Genomic DNA, 19,729 nt, shown 5'->3' with positions numbered 1-19,729 from the left:
CGTTTTGTTTTTAATGATCTTAGTAGCAGGCTGAGCAGTTACGAAATATCGTAAAACACCCAGCAGGCAGGCTGGAGGGGCATATTCTATGCGGGTTTCCAGCCTATCTGCCCGCTAGGCCGCATGGGCTATGCGCCAGCGGCCTGCCCACTTTTAAAATTTATATTCGGGAGTAGCTATGTCATCCTCATCAAAAATCGCCTTCATAGGCCTGGGCAATATGGGCGCACCGATGGCGCTCAATTTACTGCGCGCCGGCCACCAACTTAGCGTCTACGATTTGTCGGCCAGCGCGCTGCAAGTGGTGCGCGAAGCTGGTGCCAGTATCGCCGACTCGGCCGCCGCTGCGGTGCAAGTGGCCGACATCGTCATCAGCATGTTGCCCGCCAGCCGACACGTAGAACAACTGTATTTGGGAAGCGCCGTGGGCAGCTCGACAGAGGTTCCCGGCATCCTGGGTCAGATCGCCGCGCATGCCTTAATCATAGACTGCAGCACGATCGCCGCCCTCACTTCACAAAAAATCGCACTGGCAGCGCAAGCGCGCGGCCTGGCCATGCTCGATGCGCCAGTCTCGGGCGGCACTTTAGGAGCGGCCGCTGGCACCTTGACGTTTATCGTAGGTGGCAGCGCCCGCGATCTGGAAAGAGCCAGGCCAGTGCTTGCTGCGATGGGGAAAAATATTTTCCACGCCGGCGGCAACGGTGCTGGTCAAACCGCCAAAATTTGCAATAATATGCTGCTAGGCATACTCATGGCAGGCACCGCCGAAGCCTTGGCACTGGGCGTGGCCAACGGGCTCGATCCCAAAGTATTGTCCGACATCATGAGTAAGAGTTCGGGACGCAACTGGGCGCTAGAGCAATACAATCCCTACCCTGGTGTGATGGAAAACGTACCTGCGGCGCGTGGTTACAGCGGTGGCTTTGGGGTCGATCTGATGTACAAAGATTTAGGTCTGGCGACCGAAGCAGCACTGAGCGCGCAAGCCACGATACCGCTAGGAGAATTGGCGCGCAATCTGTATGCCATGCATAGCAAAAATGGCGCTGGCGCCGAGGATTTTTCCAGTATTTTGAAGCTATTTCAAAACACCTCGAAATGAGCCGGTAAGCGATTGAGCTAGTAAAAGAGTACTGCGGAATATCCAAGTCGGCTAGATCTAGTCTGGCATCATGGGCAACAAGCGCTGTCATCGTTCTGAAAGCCATGCTAGTTGAAAACCCTAGCGTGGTGCGCGGCTTATGGAATAAACTCAGTCTCTTCAGCCACAAAAAAGGGCGACATGACTAGCATCCTCATCCTCGGAGCGACGGGCTTGGTAGGTCAGCAATTACTCACTCTGGCACTCGACGATACCCGCATCAGTCAGGTGATTGCCCCTAGCCGGCGAGCTTTAGCGGCGCACCCCAAACTAAGTAATCCTATCGTCGATTTCGAGCACTTGCCGCTAGACGCCAGTTGGTGGCGTGCCGATGTCGTATTGTGCGCCTTGGGCACCACCATGCGTCTGGCCGGCTCGCAAGCGGCTTTTTATAGGGTCGACCATGATTATGTCCTCGATGCCGCGCGCTTGGCACATCAGGCCGGCAGCTCAGTTTTTGTACTCAATTCATCAACTGGGGCAAAGCTCGATGCCAGCTCATTTTATTTGCGCGTCAAGGCCGAAACTGAACGCGATCTGGCTGCGCTGAAGTTTAGCTCGCTCATCCTGGTGCGCCCATCCTTGCTCGATGGCGGGCCAAGACGCCAGCAGCGCTTAGGCGAAAGCATCGCGATTGTGCTCTGCAAGTTACTAGGGCCTTTACTGACAAAAAGGCTGCGCCCGATTAGCACCGCCAAACTGGCCAAAGCAATGCTGTGCGCGGGATTAAGCGCTAAGCCGGGTATCCATGTGATTGAATCGGAACAGCTACATTAGCAGGGCATGCGTCGTGACATAGCGCCTTGAGCAGGCACTGAATATCGATTGCTCAATCTGCGTCTATCTAAATTTGCTGCGCAGCAATCTGAGGAAAATGCACGGTAAAGCAAGTGCCCTGCCCCAATTCGGAAGTGACAGTTAAATCGCCGCCCAACACCGCGGTGGCTAAATTACGCGAAATCGACAAGCCTAGACCAGAGCGGCCCTGGCCTAAGCGTGTGGTAAAAAACGGGTCAAACACCCTTGCCAATATATCTGGCGCCATGCCTATGCCGTCGTCGCTAAAGCTGAGCGCTATTTGCCCCTCTACCAGCTCGACAGAAATTCGTAGATTTCCATGACTACGTCCGACAAAGGCATGGGTCAAGGCATTTTCAACCAGACCGACGGCAATCTGACTCAAAGGCTCGGGATAACTATCGCAGACAATATCGGCCGCGATCTGGTACTCAATCTGCCAGCCAGGCTGGACTAGCTTTTGATTGTGCGCCAGTACGCTATCTTGTAACAGGTCCAGCAAATTAAACCTCTCGCGCTGCGCCTGGCGCCTATCCACCGCAACCTGTTTAAAGCTAGCCACTAATTGTGCGGCACGTTCGCAAGCGCGCGTCATCAAGGCTGCCAGGGAAGTGACATCAAGCATATAACTATCAAGTTGCGAGCGCCGCAAATCACCACGGGCAATGCTGGCACTGACATCCTGGCAAAGCTCGCTCAAGGTAGATGCAGCCATCAAGGCGTTGCCTATCGGCGTATTGAGTTCATGCGCCACACCGACCACCAAAGAACCGAGCGCCACTTGTTTCTCGGCCTGTAGCAGATCAGCCTGGGCTTTTTGCAAAGCCGCCTCTGATGCTTTAAAGCCAGTACGGTCTTCCACCAGCCAAATCGTGCCCTTACTCAGGTCTTTAGGATCAGCCAGATAGGCGATCAACTTCACCCACAATCGTTTTTGGCCGTTGCTATGCTGGGTATACAACTCGGTTTGCAGAGACAGTCCGGTGGATAATAAGGGAAAGGCCATCTGACCAAAGGCCTCGTATTCGTCCTGCGAACTAAAAAAAATCGAGGCTGGAGAGCCGATAGCTTGCCCATCCGGGTAACCGAACATTTCGCCGAAACGCGGATTGTAACGGGTGATTTTTCTATCTTTGGTAAACAAAATACCGATGGAGGCATTTTCTACCAGCGCCTCCAGCTCGCGCATGGATTCGGCTAGTTGCTCACGGGTGCGCCTGGTCACTTCGGTATCGACCACGATCCAGATACTGCCTTGACTAATATCCGCCGGATTGAGTGCCTTACCGTGTAAATGACACCAGCCTAAACTGCCGTCTTTACGTTTGCACTGAACTTCGGTCTCATACGAGCGTCCGCCATCCATCACTCTGGCCGCCTTTACCCGAAACTCCTGATAGGCTAGTTCACTAGGGAAAACCGAGATGGTAGGCAAGCCCACCAGGCTTGCTGCGGCATAGCCGAAGATCTCGGCAGAACGATCGTTGCAACGCTGTATTTTATGTTCGCGGGTATAAATAAATCCTACCGCAGCATTGGCAAAAACCGCCTCCAGCTCCAACAGAGTTAGGCGATTTTCTTCCTCAGCCGCTTTGCGGGCGCTGATATCCGTGAAGATCCAGATCACTTCATCACCCACCAGGGTAGAACCTTGCACCTGGCTACCGGTCGCATGCACCCAAATCAGATGCCCATCGCGGTGCGGCATCTGTAACTCGGTGCTAAAAGACCCATGGGTCTTAAGAGCCGGATAAACCTGTCGACTTAGCTCGCCAAAGTGCGCCTCATCGCGAAACAACAGGCGCGTCGAACGGCCTAATAATTCTTCGGCGCTATAGCCAAACATGCTGGCCATACGCTCGTTACAACGTGCCACTGTGCGCTGATGCGAGTACAAAATGCCGACTGCCGCGCTGTCAAAGATGGCGCGCTGCTCTTCTAAGGTTTGGCGCAGTTGTTGCTCATGCAGATGTTCAAGCGTGACATCCTCAACAAACCACAGTGTGCCGTCTTGCTTATTATTGCGATTGACGGCCTTAGCAGAAAAGCGCGCCCAAAACAGACTGGCATCTTGCCGACTAGCTTGTATATCGGCCCGAAACGCCTTGCCCGCTGTCAGCGCTGGCCCCGCAATTCGGCCAATTTCCAGATAATTTTCAGGAATAGAGAAGAACAAGAGACTGGCTGGTTTGCCTAGCAATTGCTCGCTTTGATAGCCCATGATCTCCAGGAAACTAGCATTTGCCTGCAGCATAATGCCATCCTGCGTGAACAAAATGCCCATAGGAGCACCATCCATGATGGCATCGTATTTCAGCAGCGTATCTGGAGTTTCTAAAGATACAGTCTTAGCAAGCCTCGCAGTTTGATCAATTTTGTTTCCAGCACTCACAGCTTTATATCCTAGTCACACAAATTAGCTCTGCGGACAAACATCCGCATCAAATACGACATTATGCAGTCATAAAACTATGTCAGATATAAAAGAATGCTGCAAAGCTAGACAAATATCCTATATTACTCATATAGCAAAAAGCATAAATCCATTGCCCAGATCCTAGTCCTAAGACACTAGTGATAATGTATTAAATTCTTGTAAGAGTGTTTAAAAGTGCATTATTAATAAAGTGAAGTCTACTTAAAAAGCAAAGTCTCTTGTCTTCTTATTTAGAGAACTGTCTCTTCTGAGTATTACCTCTAATAAATCTTTATTCTTGACAATAGCCTGTTGATACTATCCAGTTTGAAATTTTTTACATCTACTTACACGTGATCGTATCCACTTGTTGGTGAAGGACTCCATGAGAGGGCTAACATTAGCGTCGTTTAAGCTTCACGACTATTTTCCTTCCTAGATAAAATAAAAATGTAAGCAATTTACTATTCGAACTCATACGCAACTTTTGGAAAGAAAAATCATGCAAGTACGTAAATCATTATTACTCATCGCCAGCGCCACCAGCTTACTAGGCAGCAGCCAATTGGTCAGCGCGGCAGAAAACAGCGAAGTCGCAGTACCTTTGGGTATCTGGGGTCTGGACTCAGCAATCCTGCCGGTCTCTGGCCTGTACGGCCAAGTTTTGCTACCTAGCTATAGAGCCAGCGTCGCTAAAGATGGCAATGGTGATGATGTCTCCTTCGCCAAAACAGTTCCTGGCATTCCAGTGACAATTAGAGGCACAGTCAATGCCAAGATTAAAGTTGACGCCGTCGTCCCAAAACTGGTCTACGTCAGCCCAGACCCGATTCTTGGTGGCCGTATTGGTGCCTATATCGCGGTTCCGCTGCTAGATAAAAGCCGCGAGGTCGTCGTCAATGTCACAACGCCACTACCTGTCCCTGGTTTGCAACAAAAAATCGCTCAAGGCGCATCCCATGCCGCCAGCGGCAATGAGCGTGGTTTGGGCGATATAGAAGCCACCGCATTCATAGGCTGGAAATACGAGAGCCTGTCTATCGTTGCAGCGATGAATGTAGACTTGCCGACTGGTTCGTTTAATAAAGATAGCCAAGTTAATTTAGGCATGAATTCTTACTCCTATCGCCCTTTGATATCAGCAGCCTGGTCAACTGAGTCGGGCTTCGATTTTGCCGGCGCACTGGGCTACAACATCAGCTCTGCCAACCGCACGACCAACTACAAATCAGGTCAGTATTTGCAGTTTGAATACGTAGGCACTTACCAGTTTTCAAATAATATTAAAGCTGGCCTGCAGGGCTACTACATAAATCAAACCACCGATGACAAAGATCCTAGCGGCAGCAGCGCCGTGCCTATTCTGAATGGCAACCGCGCTCGGGTAACATCATTGGGACCAGTGATGAGTTATCTGTCGGATGATTTAAAGACACAGCTTGAAGTCAAATATTTCCGCGAATTTTCTGCGAAAGCCCGACCAGAAGGCGACATGGCCTTGGTTACGGTTAGCCGTCTGTTTTAAAAAAATAAAATTACTTCACCTGCCTAGAGGGCGAGACATGAGAACAAAAAATCTTGTAAAAACCACGCTAAAGCTAGCTAGCTCAGTAGCATTAGCGACATGCTTAATGGCCGCAGCGGTTTCAAGCTCGCACGCTAGGGATGTCAATGGTGTCAATATGGAGGAATCGTATGTTGTTGATGGCCAGAATCTGATACTCAATGGCGCTGGTGTGCATGTTATCAACCGCGTTAATATTTTTGCGATTGGCTATTACCTGCCCAAACAAAAGACGACCCAGGCCGAGTTATTAGCCTCGCCCGGCCCTATCCGTCTCAAACTGGTGATGATCAAAGCGGTGGAAAGTGAATTAATGAGCCGCCGCTTTCTGGCCGACATGCGTACCAGCACCAGCAAGGATGAGCGCATACAATTACTCAGTCAGTTAATGGCTCTGGGTCAAGGCTTTGCCACAGTAGGCGACTGGAAAGTCGGTGATGTGATGTCGATAGAATGGAATAAGAGCAAGGGCACTTCTTTTTACTCGAATGGCAAGCATATTGGCGAACCCCTCAAAGACGATTTAACCATGCAGGCGATCATGCGTATTTGGGTAGGCGACAATAGCGCTTCACCAAAGTTAAAGCGGCAATTGCTAGGCGAAAAAGACTAAATTACGCAGTCTATGAATCATCTGTAAATGCCGTAAATCATGTTTAATCGCATCATTTACGGTATTTTTTGAGAGTCAGTTTACTCTCGCTTGAGGCAGTTCTGCTTTCAAACTGCTAGCGAGTCGGGAAAATTTTCTTTTTCTGCTGCGCATCAAACCAGTCACGCAACATTCTCTCCTCATACGGAAAGCCAGAGTTGCTGACTAAGGATTTGGTTTTAGCCATAAAACCCATATCTCTGAGTTGCTCAGTACCCGAGGCGAGCAAATCGCCTTTTTGATTTTTCAAGGTATAAGTAAAACGCATACTCGGGCTATACAGGTCTTTCACGATACGGATATCGCGGCTCGCCATACTGTAGCCAGCGTTCACATCCCCAGCCAGATCGATATCGGTGATATTGACTTCTAACTGGTTATCATCTGGAAGCTTTTTTGCCAGGTCGGCAAACATGGCTTCAAAATCACTCATCAAGCGCTTTTGAAAAGCATCTCGATTTTCATTGCCGGGCCGAATATCCGTAAATTTATCGGGCGCTTGCCAGCTTACTTTAGATACGCCAGCAAACACGGCAGTTGGAAAAGTAGTGGCGACGATTAAAGCAATGAAGAAATGTTTCATGCTAACTCTCCTTTAGGGACAAAAATAAATATCAATGCCCAGTTCACACACCTGAGATTAGATACTCTCTTGTTCGAGTCCACAAGCAAAGCAGAGTTCCACTACAAAAAAAAATTTTAGAAAATAAAAAAGGAGGGCTAAAAAGCCCTCCTTTTTTTATATCAAATCAATGCAAGCTTACGCCTGCAGTTGATTAGAAAGCGTGACGGATACCGACGTTGAACAATTTGTCTGAATTACCGCTATAGCTAGTAGTAACTTTGCCAGTAACTGGATCTTTTATATTTGCAAGAACGTTGTAGTTCGCTGCTGTATCGTTCTTAGTTTGTGAGTAAGAAGTGTACAGGTTAGTACGCTTGGACAAGCTGTATGTGTAACCCAAAGCAAACTGAGTTGCATTTGCGTTAGATTTCACTGTATCAGTGATACGGCTGTAATCAGCGATGATAGAGCCAGCACCAACTGGTACTGTTGCACCAATCATCCATACGTTTTTCTTAGTCAAAGCAACTGTAGTACCGTTACCACCTTTGAGCAATTCGTAGGCAGCGTGCGCTTTAGCCATACCGAAGTCATAAGTACCACCGATCAAAGTTTTTTCGCCAGTGTTAGCAATAGTAGCTGCTGGATCTTGACCATCTTTTGCTTTTTCGTAAACGATGCTAGCAAAAACAGGACCATCGCTGTAAGTACCAGACAAAGAACCTACACTTTTAGCCGAATTGTTACCAGCTTCTTCGCCGAAAACATACAAAGCAGAAGCAGAGAAACCACTCATTTTAGGAGTAGAGTACACAGCTGCATTGCTGAAACGATTTGTTGTCGAGAACAAACGGCTCATGTCGCCAGCCAAACCAGCGCCGAAAGGATCGATAGACTCAGAAGCAACATAAGTCAAAGATTTTTGACGACCGAAGTTAACCGCACCGAAATCACCAGACAAACCTACGAAAGCTTGACGGCCAAATGTAGCTGAAGAGTTGCTTACGTATTTACCTTGAGCCTTGTCAAAATCAGTACCTTTTTCAGAAGCACCAGTATCAACGCCTACACCCATTTCTAATACGAAATTAGCTTTCAAGCCATTGCCCAGATCTTCAGTACCTTTGAAGCCCAAACGGGAGCCTGATTGAACACCGCTGTCCAAAGAGTACTTAGTAGCTGTGCCATTGTCGTCACGTACCACGCCCATGTCTACAACACCGTAGACAGTCACAGAAGATTGAGCCAAAGCGGCACCGGAGAAAGCACCCATCAGAGCGAGCGCGAGTAATGATTTTTTCATAGCTTTTATCCAAAATATAAAAATAATTTTCTGTTGCAACACAACAAATACACAACAGAAACAGGTTTGCAGGTCTAATTTAAAGCCTTGAACTTGTATTGCTATCCAATGACAATAAACACTATACCTGCGGAAAATGACAATTTGATGAATTCCCTAAGCACTGCCACCAACATTCTCGCCTATGTCGTATGCCATCCACATTGCTGCTAACGACATCTTGCGACACCAGACTACGAGATTTGTTAGATACCACATTAACAAATTAGTTCGCATTATAACTAAAAAAAGCCAATGCTGCATAGCACCAATGAAGTAAGGCTATTTAAAACGAATTCAAGCCCTCTTGATAAGATATATTTTAGCGTGGCATTTCTGCGACAACTTGAGCCTGCGCAAGCTCCTTACGTCGGTATTCACGCCCCGCATACCAAAGCGACATCCCTAACAGCGCAAACAGCAGTTGCCCACAGGCCAACAAGAAGGCGGAATGATCGAGTGCTGGCGCAACCAAGCCGGCCACTACCGCGCCTAATAGTGTCAGCATGGATGACTGACAAGAGGCGACAATCCCACGGATGTGGGGGAATAGATCGAGAACTCTAATCGTGACTGGCGGTGCCACCAGAGACATGCCGAAGCTATAAAAAAACAGAGGCAACACCGACCAAGGCAACATAGGCGGCCAAATCGCGTGAAAAACCACATTGCAGATGGCCGCACCGACTAGAAAAGCAAAGCCAACCGCCAGTTGCAAGGCGGCCGAGACTTTGCCAGCGAGTCGATTAGCCGCCAGCGCCCCGAGAAAAATACCGGCTACCGAAGGTACAAATTGCCAGCCGAATTGATCGGCACCCAATTTCAGATGTTGAGTAATGAAGGCGGGCGCTGCCGATACATACAAAAACAGCCCGGCAAAATTGCAGGCAACCGTTCCAGCCTTCAAATAAAACAGGGGTGACTTAAAAACGCCCTTATAGTTGAGCCACAAGAATTCGGCACTAAAGGGCTGGCGTTTTTCTGGTGGCAAAGATTCTGGTAAATATTTATAACAAGCCCATAGCAATAACAGGGTGTAGACAAACAATAATAAGAAAATACTGCGCCAATTACTGAAACTGACGATCCAGCCACCGATAATCGGAGCGATCGCGGGCGCGATCGAGAAGATCATGGTCACCATCGATAACAGCCGCTCGGCTGGCGCACCGGCATACAGATCACGGATGATGGCGCGTCCTATCACCATGCCAGCACCGGCGGACACGCCTTGCAGTATGCGAAAGCCCCACAGATAGTGCACGCTATGCGCCGAGGCGCAGCCAAACGAGGCCACCGCGAAAATAACTAAGGACACCAACACCACGTTACGCCGCCCAAACGCATCCGACAAAGCACCATGCCACAGCGCCATGACCGAAAAGGATAAAAGATAGGCTGTCAGGGTTTGCTGTACCTCGATAGAGCTGGCCTGCAGACTGCTCTGTATCGCCGGAAAGGCCGGTAAATAGGTGTCGATAGAAAACGGCCCCAGCATGGCCAAGGCCGCCAGTAAGCTGGCTAGAGCGAAGTTACCGTAATGAGGACGTGTTTGCATGTAGGCTATCGTGGGATGAATACCTGCGGCCGCAGGCATGTAATTTTAAAGCGAGACATGGCCCGCCGCGCAATAGGCATGCGGGTCTTGAGCCGGTCTGGCCTGCAGCCCGCATGCAGATTGCGTCTTGGCGGGGTCTATAAAAAAAGCCTAGCCTGGGCGCTAGGCACTTTTTCCAGACCAGCCTTAGCAACTAGGCGGCGTAATTAAGCGTCGGACTTAGGCTTCGCTTCTTCGCGACGATTAAAACCTGCCACCATATCGAAACGGAACAAACGGCATTCCAGCGCACCGTTGAAAAATGGCGTTTTACGCGATTCTTTTAAACGCAAAAATTTAGGCAAACCCAAATCGGCGGTAAACAAGAACACGCTCCAGCCAGTAAAACGCTGCTTCAAGGTCGTGCTAAAAGAGCTGAAAAAATCACGCGCCAAGTCATCCGGTTCCAGACTGCCATCACCACGCACACCGATACGTTCGCCGTAAGGAGGATTGGTCAGCAAGATTCCCGGCGCGTCGGTCGGAGCCTTGATCTCTTGCGCCTCGATTTGTTTGAGTGGCACTTCAAATTTAATGCCGGCCTTGTTCAAATTATTCCGTGTCATGACGATGGCATCGCCGGAAATATCACTTCCGAAAATACTAGGCACTTCTGGAATATGCGTCAGCTTGACCTGATCTTTAATCGCTTGCCACTCTTCCTGGTCAAAACTACCAAATTTTTCGAACGCGAACTCTCTATGCAAGCCTGGAGGTATGCCTGCCAGCATTTGCGCCGCCTCGATCAGGATGGTGCCGGAACCGCACATAGGATCGAGCAAAGGGATGCCAGGCTTCCAGCCAGCAGTACGCAACAATCCAGCCGCCAGATTCTCGCGCAGCGGGGCGTCGCCAGTTTCCAAACGCCAGCCACGCTTGAACAGCGCCTCGCCAGAAGTATCCAGATACACCGTAAAATTACGCGCATCCAGAAAACCGACAATACGCATATCCGGCATTTTGGTATCAACCGATGGACGCTGGGTAAATTGATCGCGGAAGCGATCACAGATCGCATCTTTGATTTTCAAGGTCGCAAATTCGAGACTCTTGAGCGGGCATTTAATCCCGGTGACATCGACGCGTATCGTGTGGTGATAGCCGAACCAGTCTTCCCATGGCTGCTCCAGTGTCAGGTCATAAATATCATTCTCGTTGATGTAGCCTGAATGCGCCATGCGCAGCAGACAACGCGAGGCGATACGGGAATACAGATTAATGCGATAGGCGTCAGATAACTCGCCGGAACAATGCACACCGCCCGGCACTTGCGTATGCACGTGCAGGGTCTTGTTGATCTGGCCGATTTCATTGAGCTCTTCGGCCAATGCCGCTTCCAGGCCGCGTGGGCAAGGGCAAAAATAGGAATAACGTGTTTTCATGGGTGAACCTTTTATCCGTTGTGATTCAAATTAAACCTGCAGGCACCGTGCCTGTCAGGGTGTGACGAAACTGCTTATTACTCAACTTATTGCTCAACTTATTGCTCAATGATTATACTGATCCTACCAGCATGTTGGTGGCCGCTTACTTCTGAAAAGCCCGTTCTAAAAAATCTAGTCTATCCTGACCCCAGAAACTTTCACCCTGGTACACGAACCAGGGTACACCAAACACATTGGCGGCGATTGCCTCATTAGTGAATCTGTCGTAATCGGCTTGTACGCTGGCGGTCTCAGAAGATTTCAGCAATTGCTTGCCATCCAGTTCGCAATCAAAAGCCAAGCCAGCCAGAGTATCCGCATCGGCGATATTTTTTTGTTCAGCCCACACCGCACGCATGATGGCGCCACTCAGATTAAGCGCCGCCTCAGTACCATGCGCCAATTGTGCAGCGATAATCATTAGAGCCGCAGGATCAGCAGCCACAGGGAAAAAAGTCGGCTGCACATGCATGGGTAACGCCAAATATTCGCTCCAGCGCTGCATTTCTGTCAGGCGATAGGCCTGACGCTGGGGTGCTCGTTTAGCCAAAGGCAAGCCACCCGAAATGGCAAATACTTTCCCTAAATCGAAAGGCTTGATCTCTATCTTGACGCCCTGCTGTTTAGCCAGATCAAGGAAGCGTTGATGCCCCAAATAAGCCCAAGGTGATTGCGGTGCAAAATAGTATTCACAGACTTTACTCATGCTCAACTCCAGTTGCTGTTAGCTAAAAAGACAAAAATCCTTGGTTAATTTCTTTAAAATGGTTTTACCACCACCAAGATCACCGCAATCAACATCAAGACCACCGGCACTTCATTAAAATAGCGATACCAGACATGGCTGCGGGTGTTGCGTTGCCCTTCAAATTTTTTCAGGATACTGCCGCAGGCGTGGTGATAGCCTATCAGCAGCAAGACGATGGCTAACTTGGCGTGCATCCAGCCATTGCCGGGGCCGCGCCCTATGCCATAGCCCATCCACAGCCAGATACCCAGGCCCAGTGCTGGAACCGCCAAGATCGTCATAAAGCGATACAGTTTGCGCGCCATCAGCAGCAAGCGTTCGGAGGCATTGGCTTCAACTTCCTGCGCCAGGTTGACAAAAATTCTGGGCAGATAAAATAAGCCAGCGAACCAGGAGGCGATAAAGACGATGTGTAGAGCTTTGATCCAGAGCATGAGTTTTTTCCTAATTAATTATTCGCGTACTTCACCATGGTGAAGTGGGGACTACACGGGGCATGCCCCGTGCCTGCGTAAGGGTGTGGGCTTGCAAGGCAGCACATCGTTTGCATGGCACTTATTCACGTGCTTACTCACGCACTTCACCGTGGCCAAACACCACGTATTTTAATGATGTCAAACCTTCCAGTCCGACCGGTCCGCGCGCATGTAGCTTGTCGTTGGAAATTCCGATTTCGGCACCCAGGCCATATTCAAAGCCATCGGCAAAGCGGGTCGAAGCATTCACCATCACAGAGGCAGAATCAACCTCACGCAAGAAGCGCATCGCCAGGCTGTAATCCTCGGTAACGATAGACTCGGTATGCTTAGACGAATAGGTATTGATATGCGTAATCGCCTCATCCATATCTGCCACCACCTTAACCGCCAGGATAGGCGCCAGATATTCGGTGCTCCAGTCAGCTTCGGTGGCGCTGGCCAGATACGGATATCCAGCCAAGATCTGCGCTGCAGCGACATCGCAACGCAACTCCACTTGCTTGCCAGCGTACAGTTCGGCCAAGGCGGGTAACACTAGCGGCGCGATGCTGTGCGCCACTAACAAAGTTTCCATGGTATTGCAGGTGCCATAGCGGTGACATTTAGCATTAAAGGCAATCGCGATCGCTTTTTGCAGATCGGCTTTACCGTCGATATACACATGGCAAATGCCATCGAGATGCTTGATCATAGGTACCGTGGCTTCGCGCATCAGGCGCTCGATCAGACCTTTGCCGCCACGCGGCACGATCACGTCAACATACTGCGACATAGTGATTAACTCACCGACGGCCGCTCTATCAGTAGTAGCGACGACTTGCACCGCATCGGCTGGCAAACCAGCGCCAGCCAAGCCTTCTTTGACCAGCGTTGCCAGCGCCTGGTTGCAGTGCATCGCCTCGGAACCACCGCGCAGTATCGTTGCATTGCCGCTCTTGATACACAGACCGGCGGCATCCACCGTGACGTTTGGACGGGCTTCGTAAATAATGCCGATCACGCCCAGCGGTACCCGCATCTGGCCGACCTGTATGCCACTAGGCCGATACTTCATATTCGAAATCTCACCGATGGGATCGGCCAGACTAACGATTTGCTCCAGACCTTCGGCCATTTTGGCGATGCCCTGCTCGGACAAAGTGAGTCGGTCAAGCATGGCAGCATCCATACCGCCCGCTTTGGCGGCTGCCAGATCAAGCTCATTGGCGGCGCGCAAGGCGGGCGCTTCGCGCCGTATCGCCGCGGCGATCAGTTGCAGCGCTAGATTTTTGGTGGCGCTGTCGGCTTTCGCCATGGCACTAGAGGCCTTGCGGGCGCGCATGCCTAGCTCGTTCATGTAGTGCTTAATGTCTATCTTGATATCCATCTCGGCTTTCAATCTTATTTGTGTCTGGTCTAACAGGGGATGCCAGATAGATCCTTGCGCCATCAATATACTCCACCCTGTATATTTTAATCGCGCAATCAGGATGCCGGCAACCCATGCTGTTTTTGCCTATACTCCCCTATTTTCTCAAAATAGAAGGGGCGAGCGGAGCTAGCTTCAGGCAGATCCCGGAGCGCTGCGCGCTACCCGCAGACCCAATTGCAGTAAGGCATCCCAGGCATCGCCAGCGAAGGCCTTGGCGCGCAAACCCTTGACCATTTTATCGACTTGCGCCGCCTCTTGCAGTGCAGCCTGCAAGCTGGCCAGGCTAACGCGCCGTAAAGCGGGCTCCATCAATTTTTCGCGTGGGCCCCAGATCCTGAATTCTTTCAGCATCACACCTAAAGGTCGCCCCTGTGCCATTCCGGCCTTCAGTTTAAGTAAGGTACGCAGCTCTTCAGCCACTGCCCATAGCACCAGCGGCAGCGCCTCGCCCTCGCCCTTCAAGCCTTCCAGCATGCGCACCAGACGTGCCACATCACCGATCAGCATTGCCTCATTAAGTTTAAACACATCGTAGCGCGCCACATTGAGCACGGCATCGTGGATCACTTCGAAACTGAGCTTACCCGGTGCCTGCAACAGACCTAGTTTTTGGATTTCCTGATGCGCGGCAAGCAGATTACCCTCGACTCTATCGGCGATGAAATCGAGGCTTTGCCTATCGGCACTCTGCCCTTGGGCTGACAGGCGCTGCGAGATCCAGCCTGGCAATTGCGCCCGCTCCACCAGAGGGATGTCGATATACACGGCAGCTTGCTGCAAACTGGTCACCCACGCCGCCTTTTGGGTGGCCCAATCGAGCTTAGGCAGGGTGATCAGAGTCAGATTATCGGGAGAAAGTTTGGAGATATATTCCTGTATCGCGGCGCCACCATCTTTACCTGGTTTGCCAGTAGGAATGCGCAAGTCTATCAATTTTTTATCGCCAAACAGCGATTGCGACTGATTCGCCGCCAGCAAGGCCCCCCATTTAAAACTACGCTCTACGCTTAAGATGTCTCGCTCAAAAAATCCCTGAGTCTTGGCAACCTTTCGAATTTTATCGGCAGTTTCCAAGGCCAGCAAATGCTCATCACTGGTGATAACATACAAGGCAGACAGACCTTTAGAGAGATGAGCGTCAACCGCATCAAAGCGCAATTGCATGCTGTTATTCCATTTTCAGCACGGCGAGCCGGCGCATAATTTGCTGCACCAAGTCACTCTGCATGTCGCGATACAATAAAGCCTCTTCGGATTCTTTCGCCAACACCTGGGATTCATTAAAACTAATAGTACGTTTTAAACTGATCACGGTCGGCACTAAGACTTCCTTGCCAGAGGTATCGACCACTCGAAAGCGAAAATTATAGATCAGCTTATATTCGCGCGCGCGTCCCTGACTATTGTAGGAAAGTATGGCTTTTTCCCGAGTTTCGGCCAGCACTTGCAGCGCCACATCGGCACTTTTGGCGTCTGCCGCTATCGTGGTCTGGCCACTGGAACGAATATTTCTTTTCAATTCCGCGCCTAGCGGTGAGCTGAGCGGCATATCCACAAAAATACTAGTGAAGGGGAACACCACGGCGCCGCGCAAGGCGAAGCCGCAAGCGGACACGCTCAGCATCATGACGATGATGCTGAGCGCACTCAGCCATTTGCGCATAGGAGAAGTCAGGCTTTTCATCAGGCGACGATATTGACTAGTTTGCCTGGCACGATGATCACCTTTTTCGGTGGACCATCGAGGAATTTCTGTACGCTTTCAACCGCCAGCGCAGCTGCCTCTATCGTCCCCTTGTCTGCATCTTTGGCGACCTTGACGCTACCGCGCAACTTGCCATTGACTTGTATCATCAGCTCTATTTCATTCTGAACCAAAGCCGCCTCATCGACTTGCGGCCATGGCGCATCAATGATTTCGCCAAATTCTGCCGCCAGAGCTAGCTCGACCCAGAGCGCATGCGTGATATGCGGACACACCGGATACAGTGCACGCAACAGGATACTGAAGGACTCACGCAGCACTGCCGCATGCCCTTCACCTTCAGGCTTGAAGGCCTCTATTGCGTTGAGTAACTTCATCGCGCCGGAAACGACCGTATTGTATTGCAAACGCTCGTAATCGGCATCGATCTGTTTTAAAGTCAGATGCACTTCGCGGCGCAGGCTCTTGACGTCCGCGGCATAGGTATCGGGCGCGATACTAGCGCCAGCACCGCTGGCAACCGTTGCCGACAATTTCAAAGCAGTTGCCCACAGGCGACGCAGGTAACGCGCAGCACCTTCTACCCCACTATTATTCCAAGCTGCACTTTGATCCGGAGGGCCGGCAAACATGGTAAACAAACGTGCCGTATCAGCGCCGAATTGCTCGATAATATCCTTCGGTTCGACTACATTGTTCTTGGACTTCGACATCTTCTCTATGCCGCCCATTTGCACAGGCTGACCATCGCTTTTCAGGATGGCGGCAACCGGACGACTTTTCTCGTCGTACTGCACTTCGATTTCATTCGGGTAGAACCAGATCTTCTTGCCGCTAGCTTCTTCACGATAATAAGATTCGTTCAGCAGCATCCCTTGCGTGAATAAGTTCTTGAACGGCTCGGAGATTTTCACCAGACCCATGTCGCGCATAGCCTTAGTCCAGAAACGCGCATACAACAAATGCAAGACCGCATGCTCAACGCCACCGATGTACTGATCCATACCGGCATCACCCATCCAATAGTCGTTGCGTTCATCGACCATAGTCACCGCGTCCGGGCAGGTATAGCGCATAAAATACCAGCTGGAATCGACAAACGTATCCATGGTGTCGGTTTCGCGTTGCGCTGGTTTGCCACATTTTGGACATGGCACATTCAAAAATGCTGCATGGGTTTTTAATGGATTACCAGATCCATCAGGAATACATTCGGTCGGCAAAACGACCGGCAAGTCAGCGTAAGGCACTGGCACATCACCGCAAGATTCACAATGAATAATAGGGATAGGCGTGCCCCAGTAACGCTGGCGGGAAATACCCCAGTCACGCAGACGCCAGGTAGTTTTCTTTTCACCGATTTGCTTTTCTGCCAGATCGGCGGCCACCGCATCGACTGCAGCTTTGTATGCGAGACCATCATATTTACCAGAATTAACCGTAACACCGCGCTGTTTGTCGCCATAGGAATCAGCCCAGGCATCTGTAGTGAAAGCTTCGCCTTCAACTGCGACCACTTGTTTGATGGCGATCTGATATTTTTTAGCAAACGCAAAATCGCGCTCATCATGCGCCGGCACACCCATTACTGCGCCATCGCCATATGTCATCAAGACGTAATTGCCGACCCACACCTCGACCTGCTCACCAGTGAGCGGATGAATGACGAACAAGCCGGTAGGCATGCCTTCCTTTTCCTTGGTTGCCATCTCTGCTTCGGTAGTGCCGCCGGCTTTGCAGACTTCGATGAAAGCCGCCAACGCTGGATTATTTTGTGCAGCGACTGTCGCAATCGGATGCTCAGCTGCCACTGCGCAAAAAGTCACGCCCATAATGGTGTCTGGGCGCGTTGTGAACACATACATCTTGCCGTCTTGCAGCAGCGTGCCGGAAGCATCTGTAATCTGATGCGGGAAAGCAAAGCGTACCCCTTCGCTCTTACCTATCCAGTTACGCTGCATGGTGCGCACTTGATCGGGCCAGCCATCCAGATCGTCTATGCTATCAAGCAATTCATCGGCATATTGGGTAATGCCGAAGTAATAGCCAGGAATCTCGCGTTTCTCAACTAAAGCACCGGAGCGCCAGCCGCGACCATCGATCACCTGCTCGTTCGCCAACACAGTGTGATCAACCGGATCCCAATTGACGACCTGGGTTTTTTTATACGCAATGCCTTTTTCCAGCATCTTCAGGAACAGCCATTGATTCCAACGATAATAATCAGGATCACAGGTTGCCACTTCACGGGTCCAGTCAAATGCCAGGCCTAAGGGCTGCATTTGCGACTTCATGTCTGCTATATTTTCGTAAGTCCACGCCGCCGGAGATTTTTTATACGCAATTGCTGCGTTTTCGGCAGGCAAACCAAAGGCGTCCCAGCCCATAGGCATCAAGACGTTATAGCCTTGCATCCGTAACTGGCGCGCCAGCATGTCATTAATCGTGTAATTACGCACATGGCCCATGTGCAATTTACCTGAAGGGTAAGGCAGCATAGAGCAAGCGTAGTACTTACCTTTGGGAAAACGCGTATCGTTCTCTACCGTTGTGTAAGCATCGATTTTCTTCCAATGCGTCTGTGCTGATTGCTCGACTTCAGATGGGGTATATTTTTCTTGCATGAGGACTCAATAGTGGCGATGACAGATAAATTGCGCGGAAATTCCAATTAACCCTGAATTATAACTGCTTAGTGCCCGTATTTAAAAATGAGCGGATGGCAGGCTTACTCTATTTTAGGAAGGATTTGGCAGAATTGGGACTAATATTGCTCTCTGTGATGAAACCGATTTTACTTATTCCTTGCGTCTGTGCCGCAGCCATCACTTGTGCAATGAGAGCGTATTGGGTAGTTTGATCGGCGCGCAGGAGTAATTGAGCTTGCGGCATACGCTTAGATAAGGCAGACAATTTCGCATCAAGTTCGGACATTTTTATCACTTCTGCATTCCAATGCAAATTGCCCTTGTCATCGATGGAAAGCGTGGTCGAATCCGCCGCTTGCCCAGTTGCCTTTGCCTGCACCTTAGGCAAATCTACTGGTATGGAATGCATTAGCAAGGGGGCTGCGAGAATAAAGATCACTAGCAACACCAGCATCACATCTACCATGGGTGTCACGTTAATCTCAGACATACTCGGTAAAGGGCTGCGCTCAGAGCTTGAATTAAATTTACCAAAAGCCATATACACGCTCCCCTTACCAGTGCTTGAAACTACTCTGCCTTACTCAAATAGGCATGTAAATCGTAGGCAAACGCATCCAATTCGGCAAACGTAATTCGATTAATCCGGTTAAAGGCGTTATACGCCAAGACCGCTGGAATCGCCACGATCAAGCCAAGTGCAGTCATGATCAAGGCCTCACCGACCGGCCTGGCCAATTGATCTATCTGTACAATTCCAGAACCAGCGACCGAACTCAGGGCGTGATAGATGCCCCAGACCGTTCCCAGCAAACCGACAAAGGGCGCGGTCGCACCTATCGACGCCAAAGGGCTCAAACCAGACTCTAGCTTGACGCTGACCCGATTGAGCTCTTGCCGCAGAGCCTGAGTCAAGACATCAGAAATCTCGGCCTTGGCATTTAATGCGCCACTGCGCCCTACTGGATCAGCGGCAGCTAAGGCTTGCCGCGCCAAACCGGCGAACACATCTTCCGTATCACTTGCACTGAGCAAGGCCAGCGCATCTTGATTGCTTGGAGACTTCCAAAATGCAGGTAAATTCACAGCAGCCGCACGAATCTGCCTGAACGACCAGGCCTTAGCAAGAATCGTGGTCCAACTCAAAAGAGACATCAGCAGCAAAACATAGCTGAGTAAATGACTAAAGCCATCCACTTGTGTCCAATACTGAGTGAGCGCAGCGGACATGTCTCT

General features: G+C 50.4%; 17 protein-coding genes. 4 read left to right on the top strand and 13 right to left on the bottom strand.

The features are described 5' to 3' along the window. Window positions 1-178 precede the first annotated feature (178 nt). Together mmsB and EJN92_RS14850 are read left to right on the top strand one after the other, a co-directional pair. A complete protein-coding gene (gene mmsB / locus EJN92_RS14855) occupies window positions 179-1,105 on the top strand; it encodes a 3-hydroxyisobutyrate dehydrogenase (RefSeq protein ID WP_126128540.1) in 927 nt (308 codons plus the stop codon). Window positions 1,106-1,285: 180 nt separating this feature from the next. After that, window positions 1,286-1,921, top strand: coding sequence for a Rossmann-fold NAD(P)-binding domain-containing protein (locus EJN92_RS14850; RefSeq protein WP_126128539.1), 636 nt, complete (start codon window positions 1,286-1,288; stop codon window positions 1,919-1,921). A 67-nt stretch (window positions 1,922-1,988) separates the two neighbouring features. On the opposite strand, the gene EJN92_RS14845 is transcribed toward EJN92_RS14850, so the two are convergent. After that, window positions 1,989-4,334: a PAS domain-containing sensor histidine kinase gene (locus tag EJN92_RS14845; protein ID WP_126128538.1), complete on the bottom strand. Its 2,346-nt coding sequence runs from the start codon at window positions 4,332-4,334 to the stop codon at window positions 1,989-1,991. A 526-nt stretch (window positions 4,335-4,860) separates the two neighbouring features. On the opposite strand from EJN92_RS14845, the gene EJN92_RS14840 reads away from it, so the two are divergent. Both EJN92_RS14840 and EJN92_RS14835 read left to right on the top strand, forming a co-directional pair. Then, on the top strand, window positions 4,861-5,883 hold the full coding sequence (locus EJN92_RS14840; RefSeq protein ID WP_126128537.1) for a SphA family protein: 1,023 nt from the start codon (window positions 4,861-4,863) through the stop codon (window positions 5,881-5,883). 37 nt (window positions 5,884-5,920) lie between these two features. After that, on the top strand, window positions 5,921-6,535 hold the full coding sequence (locus EJN92_RS14835; RefSeq protein WP_126128536.1) for a chalcone isomerase family protein: 615 nt from the start codon (window positions 5,921-5,923) through the stop codon (window positions 6,533-6,535). 115 nt (window positions 6,536-6,650) lie between these two features. Here EJN92_RS14835 and EJN92_RS14830 read toward each other — a convergent pair whose 3' ends face one another. From EJN92_RS14830 to EJN92_RS14775, 12 genes are all read right to left on the bottom strand, one after another. After that, a complete protein-coding gene (locus EJN92_RS14830) occupies window positions 6,651-7,157 on the bottom strand; it encodes a DUF3016 domain-containing protein (protein ID WP_126128535.1) in 507 nt (168 codons plus the stop codon). Window positions 7,158-7,350: 193 nt separating this feature from the next. Beyond that, window positions 7,351-8,442, bottom strand: coding sequence for a porin (locus tag EJN92_RS14825; RefSeq protein WP_126128534.1), 1,092 nt, complete (start codon window positions 8,440-8,442; stop codon window positions 7,351-7,353). Window positions 8,443-8,803: 361 nt separating this feature from the next. Beyond that, the gene (locus tag EJN92_RS14820) at window positions 8,804-10,039 is read right to left on the bottom strand and encodes a multidrug effflux MFS transporter (protein WP_126128533.1); all 1,236 of its coding nucleotides are present in this window, start codon (window positions 10,037-10,039) and stop codon (window positions 8,804-8,806) included. Between the two features lie 206 nt (window positions 10,040-10,245). Beyond that, entirely contained in the window at window positions 10,246-11,460 is a 1,215-nt protein-coding gene (locus EJN92_RS14815) for a THUMP domain-containing class I SAM-dependent RNA methyltransferase (protein ID WP_194074940.1), read from the bottom strand. Between the two features lie 145 nt (window positions 11,461-11,605). Next, window positions 11,606-12,208 (bottom strand): 2-hydroxychromene-2-carboxylate isomerase, encoded by a 603-nt coding sequence (locus EJN92_RS14810; RefSeq protein WP_126128532.1) that lies wholly within the window; start codon window positions 12,206-12,208, stop codon window positions 11,606-11,608. A gap of 53 nt (window positions 12,209-12,261) precedes the next feature. Then, a complete protein-coding gene (locus EJN92_RS14805; RefSeq protein ID WP_126128531.1) occupies window positions 12,262-12,684 on the bottom strand; it encodes a CopD family protein in 423 nt (140 codons plus the stop codon). 133 nt (window positions 12,685-12,817) lie between these two features. Beyond that, complete coding sequence (locus tag EJN92_RS14800; RefSeq protein WP_126129949.1) at window positions 12,818-14,095, bottom strand: glutamate-5-semialdehyde dehydrogenase; 1,278 nt, start codon at window positions 14,093-14,095, stop codon at window positions 12,818-12,820. Between the two features lie 177 nt (window positions 14,096-14,272). Beyond that, window positions 14,273-15,304, bottom strand: a complete 1,032-nt coding sequence (holA, locus tag EJN92_RS14795; RefSeq protein ID WP_126128530.1) for a DNA polymerase III subunit delta — start codon at window positions 15,302-15,304, stop codon at window positions 14,273-14,275. 4 nt (window positions 15,305-15,308) lie between these two features. Further along, entirely contained in the window at window positions 15,309-15,824 is a 516-nt protein-coding gene (locus EJN92_RS14790; protein WP_227869562.1) for an LPS-assembly lipoprotein LptE, read from the bottom strand. Next, window positions 15,824-18,469, bottom strand: a complete 2,646-nt coding sequence (gene leuS / locus EJN92_RS14785) for a leucine--tRNA ligase (protein ID WP_126128529.1) — start codon at window positions 18,467-18,469, stop codon at window positions 15,824-15,826. Before leuS ends, EJN92_RS14790 begins: the two co-directional genes overlap by 1 nt. Window positions 18,470-18,578: 109 nt before the next feature. After that, window positions 18,579-19,034, bottom strand: coding sequence for an ExbD/TolR family protein (locus EJN92_RS14780; protein ID WP_126128528.1), 456 nt, complete (start codon window positions 19,032-19,034; stop codon window positions 18,579-18,581). A gap of 29 nt (window positions 19,035-19,063) precedes the next feature. Beyond that, a complete protein-coding gene (locus EJN92_RS14775; RefSeq protein ID WP_126128527.1) occupies window positions 19,064-19,723 on the bottom strand; it encodes a MotA/TolQ/ExbB proton channel family protein in 660 nt (219 codons plus the stop codon). Between the last annotated feature and the right edge of the window lie 6 nt (window positions 19,724-19,729).

This window comes from Undibacterium parvum (genome assembly GCF_003955735.1).
GTDB classification, from domain to species: domain Bacteria; phylum Pseudomonadota; class Gammaproteobacteria; order Burkholderiales; family Burkholderiaceae_D; genus Undibacterium; species Undibacterium parvum.
This window is presented reverse-complemented; position numbering and strand designations above follow the sequence as displayed.

Bases quoted from the DNA above. Each gene is read 5' to 3' on its own strand.
- EJN92_RS14780 (WP_126128528.1), bottom strand. From the start codon at position 19,034: ATGGCTTTTGGTAAATTTAATTCAAGCTCTGAGCGCAGCCCTTTACCG.
- EJN92_RS14790 (WP_227869562.1), bottom strand. From the start codon at position 15,824: ATGAAAAGCCTGACTTCTCCTATGCGCAAATGGCTGAGTGCGCTCAGC.
- EJN92_RS14840 (WP_126128537.1), top strand. From the start codon at position 4,861: ATGCAAGTACGTAAATCATTATTACTCATCGCCAGCGCCACCAGCTTA.
- EJN92_RS14800 (WP_126129949.1), bottom strand. From the start codon at position 14,095: ATGGATATCAAGATAGACATTAAGCACTACATGAACGAGCTAGGCATG.
- EJN92_RS14775 (WP_126128527.1), bottom strand. From the start codon at position 19,723: ATGTCCGCTGCGCTCACTCAGTATTGGACACAAGTGGATGGCTTTAGT.
- EJN92_RS14810 (WP_126128532.1), bottom strand. From the start codon at position 12,208: ATGAGTAAAGTCTGTGAATACTATTTTGCACCGCAATCACCTTGGGCT.
- EJN92_RS14820 (WP_126128533.1), bottom strand. From the start codon at position 10,039: ATGCAAACACGTCCTCATTACGGTAACTTCGCTCTAGCCAGCTTACTG.
- EJN92_RS14850 (WP_126128539.1), top strand. From the start codon at position 1,286: ATGACTAGCATCCTCATCCTCGGAGCGACGGGCTTGGTAGGTCAGCAA.
- EJN92_RS14815 (WP_194074940.1), bottom strand. From the start codon at position 11,460: ATGAAAACACGTTATTCCTATTTTTGCCCTTGCCCACGCGGCCTGGAA.
- leuS (WP_126128529.1), bottom strand. From the start codon at position 18,469: ATGCAAGAAAAATATACCCCATCTGAAGTCGAGCAATCAGCACAGACG.
- EJN92_RS14805 (WP_126128531.1), bottom strand. From the start codon at position 12,684: ATGCTCTGGATCAAAGCTCTACACATCGTCTTTATCGCCTCCTGGTTC.
- EJN92_RS14830 (WP_126128535.1), bottom strand. From the start codon at position 7,157: ATGAAACATTTCTTCATTGCTTTAATCGTCGCCACTACTTTTCCAACT.
- holA (WP_126128530.1), bottom strand. From the start codon at position 15,304: ATGCAATTGCGCTTTGATGCGGTTGACGCTCATCTCTCTAAAGGTCTG.
- EJN92_RS14835 (WP_126128536.1), top strand. From the start codon at position 5,921: ATGAGAACAAAAAATCTTGTAAAAACCACGCTAAAGCTAGCTAGCTCA.
- EJN92_RS14825 (WP_126128534.1), bottom strand. From the start codon at position 8,442: ATGAAAAAATCATTACTCGCGCTCGCTCTGATGGGTGCTTTCTCCGGT.
- mmsB (WP_126128540.1), top strand. From the start codon at position 179: ATGTCATCCTCATCAAAAATCGCCTTCATAGGCCTGGGCAATATGGGC.